The 13,977-nt window shown below is 61.5% G+C and carries 11 protein-coding genes; 1 reads left to right on the forward strand and 10 read right to left on the reverse strand.

All coding sequences use genetic code 11. From position 1 onward, the window contains the following. Positions 1 to 518: 518 nt before the first annotated feature. From rpmG to FBZ97_RS15180, 10 genes are all read right to left on the reverse strand, one after another. Positions 519 to 686 (reverse strand): 50S ribosomal protein L33, encoded by a 168-nt coding sequence (rpmG, locus tag FBZ97_RS15135; RefSeq protein WP_003587245.1) that lies wholly within the window; start codon positions 684 to 686, stop codon positions 519 to 521. 96 nt (positions 687 to 782) lie between these two features. Further along, positions 783 to 1,967 carry an MFS transporter gene (locus tag FBZ97_RS15140; protein WP_069614950.1) on the reverse strand — a complete coding sequence of 395 codons (1,185 nt, stop codon included), beginning with the start codon at positions 1,965 to 1,967 and terminating at the stop codon, positions 783 to 785. Beyond that, positions 1,960 to 2,238 (reverse strand): hypothetical protein, encoded by a 279-nt coding sequence (locus tag FBZ97_RS15145; protein WP_113328959.1) that lies wholly within the window; start codon positions 2,236 to 2,238, stop codon positions 1,960 to 1,962. The genes FBZ97_RS15140 and FBZ97_RS15145 overlap by 8 nt, the downstream gene beginning before the upstream one ends. A gap of 35 nt (positions 2,239 to 2,273) precedes the next feature. Next, the gene (locus FBZ97_RS15150; protein WP_113233023.1) at positions 2,274 to 2,729 is read right to left on the reverse strand and encodes a DUF983 domain-containing protein; all 456 of its coding nucleotides are present in this window, start codon (positions 2,727 to 2,729) and stop codon (positions 2,274 to 2,276) included. 32 nt (positions 2,730 to 2,761) lie between these two features. After that, on the reverse strand, positions 2,762 to 5,140 hold the full coding sequence (rnr, locus tag FBZ97_RS15155; protein ID WP_145320368.1) for a ribonuclease R: 2,379 nt from the start codon (positions 5,138 to 5,140) through the stop codon (positions 2,762 to 2,764). Then, positions 5,137 to 7,809, reverse strand: a complete 2,673-nt coding sequence (gene topA, locus FBZ97_RS15160; protein ID WP_145320948.1) for a type I DNA topoisomerase — start codon at positions 7,807 to 7,809, stop codon at positions 5,137 to 5,139. The genes rnr and topA overlap by 4 nt, the downstream gene beginning before the upstream one ends. 279 nt (positions 7,810 to 8,088) lie before the next feature. Next, on the reverse strand, positions 8,089 to 9,237 hold the full coding sequence (gene dprA / locus FBZ97_RS15165) for a DNA-processing protein DprA (protein WP_145320366.1): 1,149 nt from the start codon (positions 9,235 to 9,237) through the stop codon (positions 8,089 to 8,091). Continuing rightward, positions 9,237 to 9,854, reverse strand: a complete 618-nt coding sequence (gene plsY, locus FBZ97_RS15170; protein WP_113328955.1) for a glycerol-3-phosphate 1-O-acyltransferase PlsY — start codon at positions 9,852 to 9,854, stop codon at positions 9,237 to 9,239. The genes dprA and plsY overlap by 1 nt, the downstream gene beginning before the upstream one ends. Before the next feature lie 34 nt (positions 9,855 to 9,888). After that, positions 9,889 to 11,178, reverse strand: a complete 1,290-nt coding sequence (locus FBZ97_RS15175) for a dihydroorotase (RefSeq protein ID WP_145320365.1) — start codon at positions 11,176 to 11,178, stop codon at positions 9,889 to 9,891. Further along, complete coding sequence (locus tag FBZ97_RS15180; RefSeq protein ID WP_069614943.1) at positions 11,175 to 12,131, reverse strand: aspartate carbamoyltransferase catalytic subunit; 957 nt, start codon at positions 12,129 to 12,131, stop codon at positions 11,175 to 11,177. The genes FBZ97_RS15175 and FBZ97_RS15180 overlap by 4 nt, the downstream gene beginning before the upstream one ends. Before the next feature lie 185 nt (positions 12,132 to 12,316). Here FBZ97_RS15180 and FBZ97_RS15185 point away from each other — a divergent pair, with 185 nt between their 5' ends. Then, a complete protein-coding gene (locus FBZ97_RS15185) occupies positions 12,317 to 13,975 on the forward strand; it encodes an acyl-CoA dehydrogenase family protein (protein ID WP_145320363.1) in 1,659 nt (552 codons plus the stop codon). Positions 13,976 to 13,977: the final 2 nt, after the last annotated feature.

Below are 13,977 nucleotides of genomic sequence, written 5' to 3' on the forward strand. Positions count from 1 at the left end.
ATTCGATCTTTTCTAACAAAGGAGGCATTATCACTTTATTCTTGATAGTTTCTTGAGTTAATTTCACTAAGACTATCGGACATTCCTTTCCACCAAAGTCATGAATTTTAACCATCCGAGCAGACAGGCATTTTTTATCATTAAGAATTTGTTGATTTTCTTTCGGTTTCGCGCGAATTTAGTCTCGTACCTGGACAACCCGCAAGGGTTCCGAGATACCCCATGATGCTCAGGTCCGCCGCATCTCCTGGGTCGTGGGGTCGGTCGGCTGGCAGGCAGAAAGATAACGGTTCCTCGTGCCGTTTTGCAGGCTAGCCGGCCCCCAATTTTAAAACGCCGCTCTTCGTTCATCGAAGGCGGCGTTTTTCTTTTCTGCCGACACGGCAGGCCATTGCTCCACGCGGGAGTTTTCTAACTGACGTCGCAAAATCGGACAACGATCGAGACGATGCCGCCAAAACAAAAAAGGCGCTAACCCGAGGGTTTAGCACCTTTTTGTAACCTAAAGTTTAGGAAACTTACTTGATCTTCGTTTCCTTGAACTCGACATGCTTCTTAGCAATCGGGTCGTACTTCGTCTTCGTCATCTTGTCCGTCATCGTACGGCTGTTCTTCGTCGTGACGTAGAAGAAACCGGTGTCGGCCGTCGACAGCAGCTTGATCTTGATGGTGGTAGCCTTGGCCATGGTCGTCCTGCCTTTAATAAAAATGAACGCCGTGGACGGCCAGTGCGGAGGTCCACGGCGAATTCTGGCGCGAAAATACAAATCGCGCCCGAAAAGTCAACCTCTGTTGCCCATGAAAAGCAGGCGTATCCCCGAAAGCAGGACATAAAGGCCGAAGAAAAAGGCCACAGCCCAGGCAAAGCCGCTCGGATTGGCGAGATCCATGGCGGTACCGATCGTCGGCGGCCCCAGAACCATGCCGACGGCGTAACAGAAGACGAAGGCCGCGTTGGCCGCCACCAGATCGACGCCGGTCAGCCGCGTGCCCAGATGGCTGAGCCCGACCGTATACATGCCGGAAACGCAGCCTCCCCAGAAGAGCAGGATGATCGCGAGAATGATCCAGTTCGATGCGAGGGAGGGCAGCAGAAGCGCTCCGACAAGCCCGATCGTGGCCATGATCGACAGCAACGGCCGCTTGTCGCGCATGCGGTCGGCAAGCAGGCCGAGTGGAATCTGAAAGACGAAATTGCCGACGCCCATGACGGTCAGCAGCAGTGCGGCCTGTGATTCGTTGAAGCCGAGACGTGTCGCATAGCTGGTGAAGAGCGAGCCGCCGCCGACGGTGACCGCGCCGAACACGAAGACTGCGGCTGTCGCCGTTGGCACCAGGAAGATATAGCGGACGAAGTGCAGCTCCGGCTTCTCGTCGACGATCGGGCTCTCATTGCGGGCGATGAAGATCGGGATGGCAGCAGCCAGAATGATGCAGGCGCCGATGATAAAGGGCATCAAGCCTTCGCTGCCGACAACGGAAAAGAGCAGGGGGCCGGCCGCAAAACCGAGCGAGAACACGGTGGAGTAAAGCCCGAGCACAAAGCCGCGCTTCGAAGGCGGCGATGCAGCATTGATCCAGAATTCCGACAGGATGAACAGCGTCGTCGTCGCCCCATGAAAGACGATGCGCAGCGGAAACCACAGCAGCAGATTTTCCGCATAATAGAAGCCGAGCGAGCTCAGTGCCGACAGGAAGACGGCCCAGATCATCGTTTGCACGACACCGAAGCGGTGCGCGAGCTTGGTCGTGACGACCGCTGCCAGCATCGAAGCGACGCCCATCATCGCAGTATTGAGCCCGATCAGGCTTGAGGGAACGCCGCGTTTTTCAAGAATAATACTCAGAAGCGGCAGGCCAAGGCCGATGGCAATGCCGACGGCGGATACGGACGCTATGGCTGCGACGAGCGAAGGCCAGTGAATTTCTTCGACATGGCCGGCCTTGTCGTTCGTCGGTTCAAGCATAAACTGATTCCTGGAGCATGAGACGGTCGAATCGATCCGGACGCGGAACATAGAAAGGCACGGCTCGGCCAAATTCAGGTGACGGGTCGGCTTTCATGAGATCGGTCAAACCCTCCGGAATGGTCCCCTTGACGCGGGGCATGTTCAGACAAGAAATGTTGCCGATGTCAAGCCGTTGCTGATTAACGAGCTCGCGCGAATGGCGAATATTGGTCGAATCGACGACGATTCCCGATAGAAGAGTGCGATGTGGCAAGACAACTTCGGCCATGGGCGCTGGCCGGCTGCGGGGGCGGGCACCTATCGTCACGAACGATCGTTCCCCTGATCCCATTCCTCCGGGCTGTCATCATGGCCGCCGAAGCCATGCATGCGCAGCGCCCATTGCAGGCCGATGACGCCACCCTTAATCGGCTGGATGATGGCAAGCGCCGCGATAATGGTGATCGGTGCCCAGATGGCGAGATGCGCCCAGAGCGGCAGCTTGAAGGTCATATCAGTCAGCATGTAGCCGCCGACGATGAGGTGGCCGAGAACGAGGATCACCAGATAGGGCGGCAGGTCGTCGGCGCGCTGATGGGAAATATCTTCGTCGCAGACCGCGCAACGGTCGACAGGCTTCAGGAAAGCGCGAAAGAGCTTGCCGGTGCCGCAGCGCGGGCAGCGGTTCAGCATGCCGCGGGAAATCGACCGTCCGAGCGGACGTTCGCTCTCGTCTGAACCGCCGAAGCGGATGGGAGAGTCGGATGGGCTGCCCGTCATGAATACGCTTCCTCCGTGCCGGCAGCCGTCTTTTATCTACGGCCGCGCGGCGGTCTCGTGCCTGGCGCCTTGCGGGCCGGGTTCTTGTTGCGGCGGGTCGCCTTGTGGAAGGAGCGCACCGCCGTCGGCATAGGCTTGCCGTCGCTCAGCATTTCGAAGCGCAGGGCTCCGGCAAGCGGTACGGCTTCCGCCAGTCTCACCGTGACATCGTCGCCGAGACGATAGCCGAGCCCCGTCCTTTCACCCGTCAGCGCCTGATGCGCCTCGTCATAAATGAAGTAATCGGTGCCGAGCGTAGATATAGGGATGAAACCGTCGGCGCCATAGTCCGGCAGGGTGACAAAAAGTCCCGACTTGGTGACGCCGCCGACCCGGGCCTCAAATTCCGCACCGACACGGCCGGCGAGATGATGAGCAATCAGCCGGTCCACGGTCTCGCGTTCGGCGGCCATGGCACGGCGCTCGAAGGTAGAGATCTCAGCTGCGATATCGTCGAGCGACGCCTCTTCGTCCGGCGTGATCGCACCTTCGCCGAGGCCGAGCGAGCCGACGAGCGCGCGATGCACGATCAAGTCGGCATAGCGACGGATGGGTGAGGTGAAGTGGGCGTATTTCATCAGGTTCAGGCCGAAATGCCCGATATTGTCGGGGCTGTAGATCGCCTGGCTCTGCGAGCGCAGCACCATCTCGTTGACCATGGTCTGATGCGCCGTACCCTCGGCTTTCGCCAAGATGCCGTTGAAACTGTTGGCGCGCACGTTGCCGCCCTTGGCAAGCGATATGCCGAGGGTGGCGAGGAATTCGCGCAACACCTCCTGCTTGGCGAGCGTCGGGCCATCGTGGATACGATAGATCAGTACCTGCTTCCGCTTTTCCAGCGTTTCTGCCGCGGCGACATTCGCCTGGATCATCATTTCTTCGATGAGCTTGTGCGCATCGAGGCGCGGCGGCACGAAGACGCGATCGACGGTGCCGTCCGGCTTCAACAGGATCTTGCGCTCGGGCATGTCGAGCTCGAGCGGCTGGCGCCGGTCACGGCCCTTTTTAAGAATGTTGTAGGCGTGCCAGAGCGGCTTCAGGATCGGGTCCAGCATCGGACCGGTCTTGTCGTCGGGCTTGCCATCGATCGCCGCCTGCGCCTGCTGATAGGAAAGCTTGGCCGCGCTCTTCATCATGATGCGATGGAACGTATGCCCGGCCTTGCGGCCTTCCTTGGAGAAGATCATTCGAACCGCGAGGGCAGGGCGGTCGACGCCTTCCTTAAGCGAGCAAAGATCATTGGAGATGCGCTCGGGCAGCATCGGCACGACGCGATCGGGAAAGTAGACCGAATTGCCCCGTTTCAGCGCCTCGCGGTCGAGCGGCGAGTTCGGACGCACATACCAGGAGACGTCGGCGATGGCGACGGTGACGATCACGCCGTCCGGATTGTCGGGCGCTGGGTCCATTTCGGCATAGACAGCGTCGTCATGGTCCTTGGCGTCGGCCGGGTCGATTGTTATCAGCGGCAGGCTGCGCCAATCCTCGCGATGGGACATGGTGGCCGGCTTTGCGGCATCGGCCTCCGCGATCACGGCGGGAGGGAAAACGTGAGGAATTCCATGCGCATGGATGGCGATCATTGAGATCGCCTTTTCCGAGGCGACGGAGCCGATGACCGACAGAACCTTGGCGCGCTGCAGGCCGAAGCGGCCGAGACGCGCCACTTCGACTTCGACCAGGTCGCCGTCTTTGGCGCCGCCGGTATAATCCGGGTCGATCACCATCTCCTCGCCGCGCCGTTCGATCGGCATCAGCCGTCCGCCGCCACCGGGTGTCTCGCGGAAGACGCCCATGGAGGCGCCCTGTCGCCTGTCGATGACCTTGATGATGCGGGCGGTGTAGGCCGGGCCGCCGCGATCGACGGCCGAGAAGATCTTCGCGAGGATGCGGTCACCCATGCCGGCGACCGGCGCCTTGCCCCTGCCGTTGCGGCCAGCCGGCGAGGAAGACTGCTTGATCAACACGGCAGGCGCGACGCCATTTTCCTCAGCCCATTCGGCGGGACGGCCGATCAGCATGCCATCCTTGTCGCGCGTTGTGATGTCGAGCACGGCGATCGGCGGCAGCGCGCCGGGTCGGATGAGCGACTTGCGGCTCTTCTGCACCATGCCTTCTTCTTCGAGCTCGCGCAAAAGGTCCTTCAGCGCGACGCGGCTCTCACCCTTCAGGCCAAAGGCTTTGGCAAGCTCGCGCTTGGACGCCTGCTGCGGATGATCAGCGATAAAGCGCAGGATGACCTCGCGCGGCGGCAGAACGCCGTGCATGATGGCCATCATCGGCTCTGCACTCTCGCCCCGCTTGATCGCGCGACCAGACTTGCCGGGGCGTCGCTCCGACGATGAAATCTTGCCGCGCGGTTCTCTGCTCACTCTGCACTCTTCTTTTTCGCTGCCGTCTTGGCCGCAGGCTTCTTTGCAGCAGCCTTCGGCTTGGCGGTCGTTTTCGTCGCTTTTGCGCCGGCTGCCGCGGTCTTTGCCTTGGCGGGCGCCTTCTTGGTGGTGCCGCCGCTCTTGCCCGCCTTGGCAGCAATCAGAGCCAGAGCTTCCTCGACCGTGATCGCCTGCGGATCCGTGCCTTTCGGCAGCGTCGCATTGACCTTGCCCCAGTTGACATAGGGGCCGTACTTGCCGTCGCGAACGGTGATCGCGCCGCCGCCATCCGGATGCTCGCCCAGTTCCTTCAGTGCTGCCGGTGTGCCGCCGCGTGCCTTGCCGCCAGCTGCCTTGCTCTGCTTTTCGGCAATCAGCGTCACCGCGCGGTTGAGACCGACGGTGAAGACGTCCTCGACGCTTTCGAGGTTGGCATAGCTGCCGTCATGCAGAAGGAAAGGCCCGTAGCGGCCGATGCCGGAAGAGATCATCTTGCCGGTTTCCGGATGCTTGCCGATATCGCGCGGCAGCGAGATCAGCGCCATCGCCTTTTCATAATCGATGTCCTCAGGCTTCCAGCCGCGCGGCAGCGAAGCGCGCTTGGCATCCTTGCCGTCGCCGCGCTGGATATAAGGACCGAAGCGGCCCGAACGCAGCGTCAGCTCTTCGCCCGTCACCGGATCGGCGCCGAGCGCCTTCGGCTCGTTTAGTCCGTTGGATTCGGCTTCCGCGCCGCCTTCCGACGAAAGCTGGCGGGTATAATTGCATTCCGGATAGTTCGAGCAGCCGACGAAGGCGCCGTATTTGCCGAGCTTCAGCGACAGGTTGCCCGTGCCGCACACCTGGCAGATGCGCGGATCGCTGCCATCCTCGCGCTTCGGGAAGACAAGCGGCGCCAGCGCGTCGTTCAAGGCGTCGAGGACGTTGGTGACGCGTAGTTCCTTGGTGTCCTCGATCTGGGCAAAGAAATCACGCCAGAAGTCGCGCAGCACGTCCTTCCAGTTCAGCTCGCCAGCGGAGATGCGGTCGAGCTTCTCTTCGAGATCGGCCGTGAAATCATACTCCACATACTTGGTGAAGAAGCTTTCGAGGAAAGCCGTCACCAGCCGTCCCTTGGCCTGCGGCACCAGCTTGCGCTTGTCGATGGTCACATAATCGCGATCGCGTAGGGTTGCGAGCGTCGCCGCATAGGTGGAGGGGCGGCCGATACCGAGCTCTTCCATCTTCTTGATCAGCGATGCTTCCGAATAGCGCGGCGGCGGTTCGGTGAAATGCTGGGTCGAGTTGATCTTCTGCTTGGCGAGGTTTTCGCGAGCATTGATTTCGGGCAGGCGACCGCCTTCTTCGCTGTCGTCGCTCTGCTCGCCATCTTCCTTCTGATCGGTATAGGCGGCGATGAAGCCGTCGAAACGAATGACGGAGCCGACGGCGCGCAGGCCGGCCTTCTTGCCGGCGTTATCGGCCAGGATCTCGACGGTCGTGCGCTCGATTTCGGCCGAAGCCATCTGGCTGGCGATGCCGCGCTTCCAGATCAGGTCGTAGAGCTTCAGCTGGTCGTCATCGAGGAATTTGCGGATGCGATCCGGCACGCGGTCGAAATCGGTCGGGCGGATCGCTTCATGCGCTTCCTGGGCATTCTTTGCTTTGGTGGAATAGAAACGCGCCTTTTCCGGCAGGTAACGGTCACCGAACTGGTTGGCGATGGCGCGGCGTGCCGCATCGATCGCTTCCGGCGCCATCTGCACGCCGTCGGTACGCATATAGGTGATGAGACCGACGGTCTCTCCGCCGATATCGACGCCCTCATAGAGCTTTTGCGCCACCTGCATGGTGCGCGAGGCCGAGAAGCCGAGCTTCGAGGAGGCGGCCTGCTGCAGCGTCGAAGTGGTGAATGGCGGGCTGGGGTTGCGCTTGACCGGCTTCGCTTCGACGGTGTCGACGATATAGGAGGCGCCTTCGAGCAGGGCCTTTAGCTTGCCGGCCTCTTCGCCGTTGCCGATCGCGCGCGGCTGCAGGCGCTTGCCGTCAGCGGAGACCAGACGCGCTTCGAACTCGTCGCCGCGCGGCGTCTTCAGGATCGCTGAGAGGTTCCAGTATTCTTCCGAGATGAAGCGTTCGATCTCCGACTCGCGATCGCAGACGAGACGAAGGGCAACGGACTGTACGCGACCAGCCGAACGGGCGCCAGGCAGCTTGCGCCAGAGAACCGGCGACAGGTTAAAGCCGACGAGATAGTCGAGGGCACGACGGGCGAGATAGGCATCTACCAGCGGCACGTCGATGTCGCGTGGCTCGGCCATGGCGTCGAGAACGGCCTTCTTGGTGATGGCATTGAAGACGACGCGCTTCACCGGCTTGCCGTTGATGACGCGCTTCTTGTTCAGCACGTCGAGCACATGCCAGGAAATGGCTTCGCCCTCGCGATCCGGGTCGGTCGCGAGAATCAGGCCGTCGGAGGTTTTCAGCGCATCGGCGATGTCCTTGATGCGCTTTTGCGAGGCACCATCGACTTCCCATAGCATTTCGAAATCCTGGTCCGGCAGCACCGAACCGTCTTTGGCGGGCAGGTCACGCACATGGCCGAAGGATGCAAGAACCTTATATCCGGGTCCCAGATATTTATTGATTGTCTTGGCCTTGGCAGGCGATTCCACCACTACAACGTTCATCATCAAGTCTCTGAATACGAGGTCGCGCCGGTATAAGACGCGGGAGATACCGGGTTTTTCCGTCTTCCCGGCCTTCCGACATGGACAGGGAAATCGTCGCGGTCAAGAGGCTACTGCATAATTCCTTAAATCGGAATCGATTGAAGGATAAAATTGTGCAGCACCTTTAATGTGTTACAGCGACCTTTGCTCGTCATATGTGACGCGTGGCACTGTAATGCGATTTTTGCGCTTGGGGCGACGATGCGATGCTTAGAATCGGTACGCGTGTCACAGTTTTCAATCCAGCATGGAGATCGATACCAGTCCGCCGGGGTGCCGATGCAGCCGACCAGCCATGTCGAGTTCGAGAAGAACGGAGTGAACGGCAGATATCGATAAGCCGGTGTGGCGGACGATATCGTCGATTTCGACCGGCGTCGGCCCGAGTGCTTCGACGATATGGTCGCGCTCGGCGTCATCGGGCGGCGCGGAGAGCGGTCCGCTTCTTTCAACGGGCGGCGCGGCGGGGCGCGGGCGAAAGAGGTCCGGCTCGGCGAGCGGTCGCAACGCCTCAACGATATCGTCCGGTGACGTGACGATCATCGCGCCGTCTTTCAGCAGGCCGTTCGTCCCTTCGCAGCGTGGATCGAGCGGCGAGCCGGGAACGGCAAAGACAAGCCTGCCGAATTCTCCGGCCAGGCGTGCGGTTATCAGCGAGCCGGATCGCGTTGCCGCCTCGACGACTACGACACCGAGCGATATGCCTGATATCAGGCGGTTGCGGCGCGGGAAATCGCGCGCCCGAGGTTCCCAGCCGAACGGCATCTCGCTCACGGCAAGCCCGTTACCATCCCAGATATCGTTGAGCAGGCCGATATTCTCGGGTGGATAAGGCTGGTCCAGCCCGCCTGCCATAGCGGCGATCGTGCCGGTTGGGAGGCTTGCGCGATGGGCTGCCGTATCGATGCCGCGCGCCAGGCCCGAGACCACGGCATAGCCGGCCTCGCCACAGATGCGTGCGATCATGGCCGTGAATTTGACACCGCTGATCGATGCATTTCGCGAGCCGACCATGCCGATGGCCGGGCGCGTCGCTGTCGGCACATTGCCTTTGACGGCCAGCAGCGGTGGAGCGCCATCGATCTCGCGAAGGGCAGGGGGATAGTCCGGTTCACCGATGCCAACGAAGCGCGCTCCGAAACGATGCGCCGCTTCCAGTTCTCGCAATGCATCCCGCTCGTCGGCGATACGGACGCTGCGCGTCGAGCCACCGCGTTGCGAGAGCTCCGGCAGCATGGCGAGCGCAGCTTCGGCGGAGCCGTAGTGATTGATGAGATCGCGAAAGGTGGAGGGACCGACATTGTCGGAGCGGATGAGCCTGAGCCAGGCGATCCTCTGTTTTTCGGTCAGCGCAACTCCCGTCCGTCTTGCGCTGCCTGTGTCCATTATCCCTTTGCTCCGATCTTGCCTTCCGTTCCCGCAGTCAGCCGGGCAATATTTGCCCTATGCTTATACCAGGAGATGACGGTCATCAGCGCCATGACAGCGGCGATCTTGTCGACGCCCAATATCCACAATACAACCGGGATGACAAGAGTTGCAACCAGTGCGGAAAGTGAGGAATAGCGCGTGGTAAAGGCGATCGCCAGCCAGACGATGGCGAAAATCAAAGCCATCAGCGGCGCGAGGCCGAGCAAGATGCCGAGATAGGTGGCGACACCCTTGCCGCCCTTGAAGCCGATCCAGACCGGGAAGATGTGGCCGATGAAGGCGGCGAAGCCGGCCAGCACGCCGGCATCCTCCCCGAAGAAATGCGCCGCGATCAGGACTGCTGCGGTACCCTTGAAGGCATCGAGCAGTAGGGTCGCGGCTGCAAGCCCCTTATTGCCAGTGCGCAGCACATTGGTTGCGCCGATATTGCCCGAACCGATATTGCGCACATCGCCAAGACCGGCCATGCGGGTCAGCAACAGGCCGAAGGGGATGGAGCCGAGCAGATAGCCGATGATGAGGGCGGCAAGCGCGGTCTGCAGGGTAAGCTGCCAAGTCCAGAAATCAGCCATCGCGTCTTATTCTCCGTAAACCCTGGCGCTTGCCTCAGAGACTGTGAACCAGCTTACCGGCGACATAGGTTGCAACCGCCCGGCCGCTCATTCTCGCATCCTCGAAGGGCGTATTCTTCGAGCGCGACAAAAGCATGTCTTTTGCGACAAGCCAAGGCTCGTCGAGATCGACGAGAGCGATATCCGCTTTAGCGCCGGGCTTCAGCGTACCAGCGGGGAGCCCGAAGATCTGCGCTGGCCGCGTGGAGAGCGCATCGACGAGCCGCATCAGGCTGACCTGACCGCTGTGATAGAGCCGGAGCGCCGCCGGAAGTAGGGTTTCGAGTCCAACGGCACCGTCTTCAGCCTCGCCGAACGGCAGACGTTTCGTATCGACATCCTGCGGATCATGCGAGGAGACGATGATGTCGATCGTGCCGTCGGCCAGCGCCTCGATCATGCCCATACGGTCATCCTCGGAGCGCAGCGGCGGATAGAGCTTGAAGAAGGTGCGGTACTCGCCGATGTCGTTCTCATTGAGCGCGAGATTGTTGATAGAGATGCCGCAAGTGACTTTGGCGCCGCGCGAGCGGGCGAGGCGGATGGCCTCGGCCGATTCCGGCACGGAAATCATCGCCGCATGATAATGACTGCGCGTCAGCGTCGCGATTCGGAGGTCGCGCTCCAGCGGGATCAGTTCGGCTTCTTTCGGAATGCCCGAAAGGCCCAACCAGCTTGCCAGAAGGCCTTCATGCATGACGCCATTGGCGCCGAGATATTTGTCGCGTGTTTCGCAGGAAATCACGGCGCCGAATTCGCGCGCATAGGTCATGATGCGACGCAGGACCTGACTGTCGTGGACACTGGAATGGGCATCGGTGAAGACGACGGCACCGGCTTCCCGCAGCAGGCCGATCTCCGTCATCTCCTCGCCGGCCAGCCCCTTGGTGAGGGCGGCGGCCGGATAGACGTTGACGACGGCCGTGTCGCGCGCCGTCTTTCGGACGAATTCGACAAGCGCGATGTCGTCGATGACCGGATCCGTGTCCGGCATCATGATGAAGGAGGTGACCCCGCCCGCTGCTGCCGCACGGCTGGCAGACGCGATGGTTTCACGATGCTCGCCGCCGGGTTCGCCGACATGCACACGCGCGTCGACGAGGCCAGGAATGGCGACGAGGCCATTGCAATCGCGAACCGTCGCGCCTTTGGGAATGCCGTGGCTCTTCGCATCCTTGCCGGAGGCAACGATCACGCCGTCTTCGACGACGATCGTACCGACCTCATCGAGATCGCGCGAGGGGTCGATGATCCGGACGTTCTGGAGGACGATCGAGTTGCTCATGCGCCCACTCCCTCGGTGCGAGGTCCCTGGTTCTGTGAAACGAGCAGGGTCTCCATCACGGCCATGCGGACGGCGACGCCCATCTCCACCTGTTCGGCAATGACGCTTTGCGGGCCATCGGCCACTTCGGAGGCGATTTCCACCCCGCGGTTCATCGGGCCTGGATGCATCACGAGCGCATCCTCCTTGGCGGCCTTGAGCGTCTCGGCGTCGAGGCCGTAGAAGTGATAATATTCGCGCACCGAAGGCACGAAGGCGCCCGACATGCGCTCGCGCTGCAGCCGCAGCATCATGACGACGTCAGCATCCTTCAGCCCCTCTTTCATCGAGTGGAAGACTTCCACGCCCATGTCGGCGATGCCTGCCGGCAGCAACGTGGCGGGGGCAACGACGCGGACGCGCGCCCCCATGGCGTTGAGAAGCAGGATATTGGAGCGGGCCACGCGCGAATGCAGCACGTCGCCGCAGATCGCCACGATGATGCGCGAAAGCTTGCCTTTGGCGCGGCGGATCGTCAGCGCGTCGAGAAGCGCCTGGGTCGGATGCTCGTGCTGGCCGTCGCCGGCATTGACGACCGAGCAGGAGACTTTCTGCGCCAGAAGTGCTGCGGCACCCGCGCTCGAATGACGGATGACAAGCACATCAGGCCGCATCGCATTCAGCGTCATCGCCGTATCGATCAGCGTCTCGCCTTTTTTGACCGAGGAATTGCCGACCGACATATTCATCACGTCGGCGCCGAGCCGTTTGCCGGCAAGTTCAAAAGAGGATTGCGTGCGCGTCGATGCTTCGAAGAAGAGATTGATCTGCGTCAACCCGCGAAGCGTCGACGTCTTTTTCTCGCGCTGGCGGCTGATCTTGACCGCCTCGTCAGCCTTGTCGAGAAGATAGGTAATATCCTGCTCGGTGAGGCCCTTGATGCCGATGAGGTGGCGGTGGGGAAAGAAGACCATGAACCTGCCCTCTGGATTTCGTCAGGCGGTCTATAAAGAGGGAGCGCCGATGGGGCAAGCGGCGGCGTGCGCCGAGGCTGCGTGTTCCCCATGCAATTTCGCTCGAATCCCGCTACAGGAGCTATGCCGGTGGGAGACGTAACTTCCAGTTTCCCTTTGCAACCTACTTGCTCTACAAGCGATTCATGACCCAACCGACCCGGACTGACGACCCCTTTGCCGACCTGAACCAGCCGAGCCTCTGGACTGGCATCAATGCCTATCGTTCCGATCCGCTGATCGTCGATCTCACCTCCGGCCTGCCTCGTTCGATCCGGGAAGAGCTGGAGCAGCATGGTCGTTTCGTCACCTCGCACGAGGCGCAGGAACTGGCGCGCATGGCGAACCAGGGCACGCCGCAGCTGCGCACCCATGGGCCGCGCGGCGAGCGTCTGGATGTCGTGGAATTCCATCCGGCCTGGCACGCGCTGATGCGCCGCTCCATGGCGATGGGCCTGCATTCCTCGATCTGGGATGCGCAGGCCGATCCGGAGGCGAAGGGTCACTCGCACAAGGTGCGCGCCGCTCGCTTCTATCTGACGGCTCAGCTCGAATGCGGCCACCTCTGCCCCCTGACGATGACCAGCGCCTCGGTTGCCGCCATGATGGCTTCCCCGGCGGTGCAGAAGGATTGGGCGCCGAAGATTCTGTCGCGCAAGTACGATTCGTCCAACAAGCCCGCCATGCAGAAGAGTGCCGTCACCATCGGCATGGGCATGACGGAAAAGCAGGGCGGCACGGATGTGCGCGCCAACAAGACGAGTGCCGACAAGGTCAGCGAAGGCATCTATAGGCTCTCGGGCCATAAGTGGTTCATGTCGGCACCGATGAGCGATGCCTTTATCATGCTTGCCCAGACCAAGGACGGCATGGGCTGCTTCCTGGTACCGCGGCTGCTTGAGGATGGCTCGGCCAACGGCCTGCACTTCCAGCGCCTGAAGGACAAGCTCGGCAATCGCTCAAATGCCTCCTCCGAAGTCGAGTTCACCGACACGTTCGGCTTCCTGCTCGGCGCACCCGATGCTGGCATCCGCACGATCCTTGATATGGTGACGCTGACGCGGCTCGACTGCGCGCTGGCCTCCGCCGGTATCATGCGCGCCTCGCTCGCCGAAGCTGTGCATCATGCGCGCGGCCGCAGCGTCTTCGGTAAGATGCTGGTCAACCAGCCGATCATGACGCGCGTGCTTGCCGATATGGCGCTCGATGTCGCCGCCGCAACCGCGCTCGCCTTCCGCCTGGCCGAGGCCTTCGACAAAGCCAGCGGCAGCAGCGAAGATGCCGCCTATGCGCGCGTCATGACGCCGGTTGCCAAATACTGGTGCTGCAAGATCGCGCCGGCGCTGATCTACGAAGCCATGGAGTGCATCGGCGGTAGCGGCTACATCGAGGAGCGCCCGATCGCCCGCCATTACCGCGAAGCCCCTGTTAACGCGATCTGGGAAGGCTCCGGCAATGTCATGGCGCTCGACGTACTGCGCGTACTCAACCGGGGCAGGGACCTGTTCGAGACTGTCTTTGCCGGCCTTGCCCGCGATCTCGGCCCGGCCGGCAAGAAGACCATCGATGTCCTGCGCGCCGCCATGGCGCTATGCGAGCAGGATGAGGGCGCTGCCCGCCTGCTGGTCGAGCAAATGGCGCTCGCCGCCGGTGCCGCCGAGCTCTATCGCCTCGGAGCCGGCAAGATTGCTGACGCCTTCATAGAAACCCGTCTCGCCGGCGGCTGGCGCGCCACCTATGGAATGCTCGATTCACGCTTCGATGCCAGCTACATCGTCGATCTGCTGTATCCGCCGGCGACATAAGC

The sequence above is a fragment of the Rhizobium sp. ERR 942 genome (assembly GCF_007828395.1).
GTDB lineage: Bacteria > Pseudomonadota > Alphaproteobacteria > Rhizobiales > Rhizobiaceae > Rhizobium > Rhizobium dioscoreae.

Bases quoted from the DNA above. Each gene is read 5' to 3' on its own strand.
- plsY (WP_113328955.1), bottom strand. From the start codon at position 9,854: ATGGCTGATTTCTGGACTTGGCAGCTTACCCTGCAGACCGCGCTTGCC.
- FBZ97_RS15145 (WP_113328959.1), bottom strand. From the start codon at position 2,238: ATGGCCGAAGTTGTCTTGCCACATCGCACTCTTCTATCGGGAATCGTC.
- FBZ97_RS15175 (WP_145320365.1), bottom strand. From the start codon at position 11,178: ATGAGCAACTCGATCGTCCTCCAGAACGTCCGGATCATCGACCCCTCG.
- topA (WP_145320948.1), bottom strand. From the start codon at position 7,809: ATGAACGTTGTAGTGGTGGAATCGCCTGCCAAGGCCAAGACAATCAAT.
- rpmG (WP_003587245.1), bottom strand. From the start codon at position 686: ATGGCCAAGGCTACCACCATCAAGATCAAGCTGCTGTCGACGGCCGAC.
- FBZ97_RS15185 (WP_145320363.1), top strand. From the start codon at position 12,317: ATGACCCAACCGACCCGGACTGACGACCCCTTTGCCGACCTGAACCAG.
- FBZ97_RS15150 (WP_113233023.1), bottom strand. From the start codon at position 2,729: ATGACGGGCAGCCCATCCGACTCTCCCATCCGCTTCGGCGGTTCAGAC.
- dprA (WP_145320366.1), bottom strand. From the start codon at position 9,237: ATGGACACAGGCAGCGCAAGACGGACGGGAGTTGCGCTGACCGAAAAA.
- FBZ97_RS15140 (WP_069614950.1), bottom strand. From the start codon at position 1,967: ATGCTTGAACCGACGAACGACAAGGCCGGCCATGTCGAAGAAATTCAC.
- FBZ97_RS15180 (WP_069614943.1), bottom strand. From the start codon at position 12,131: ATGGTCTTCTTTCCCCACCGCCACCTCATCGGCATCAAGGGCCTCACC.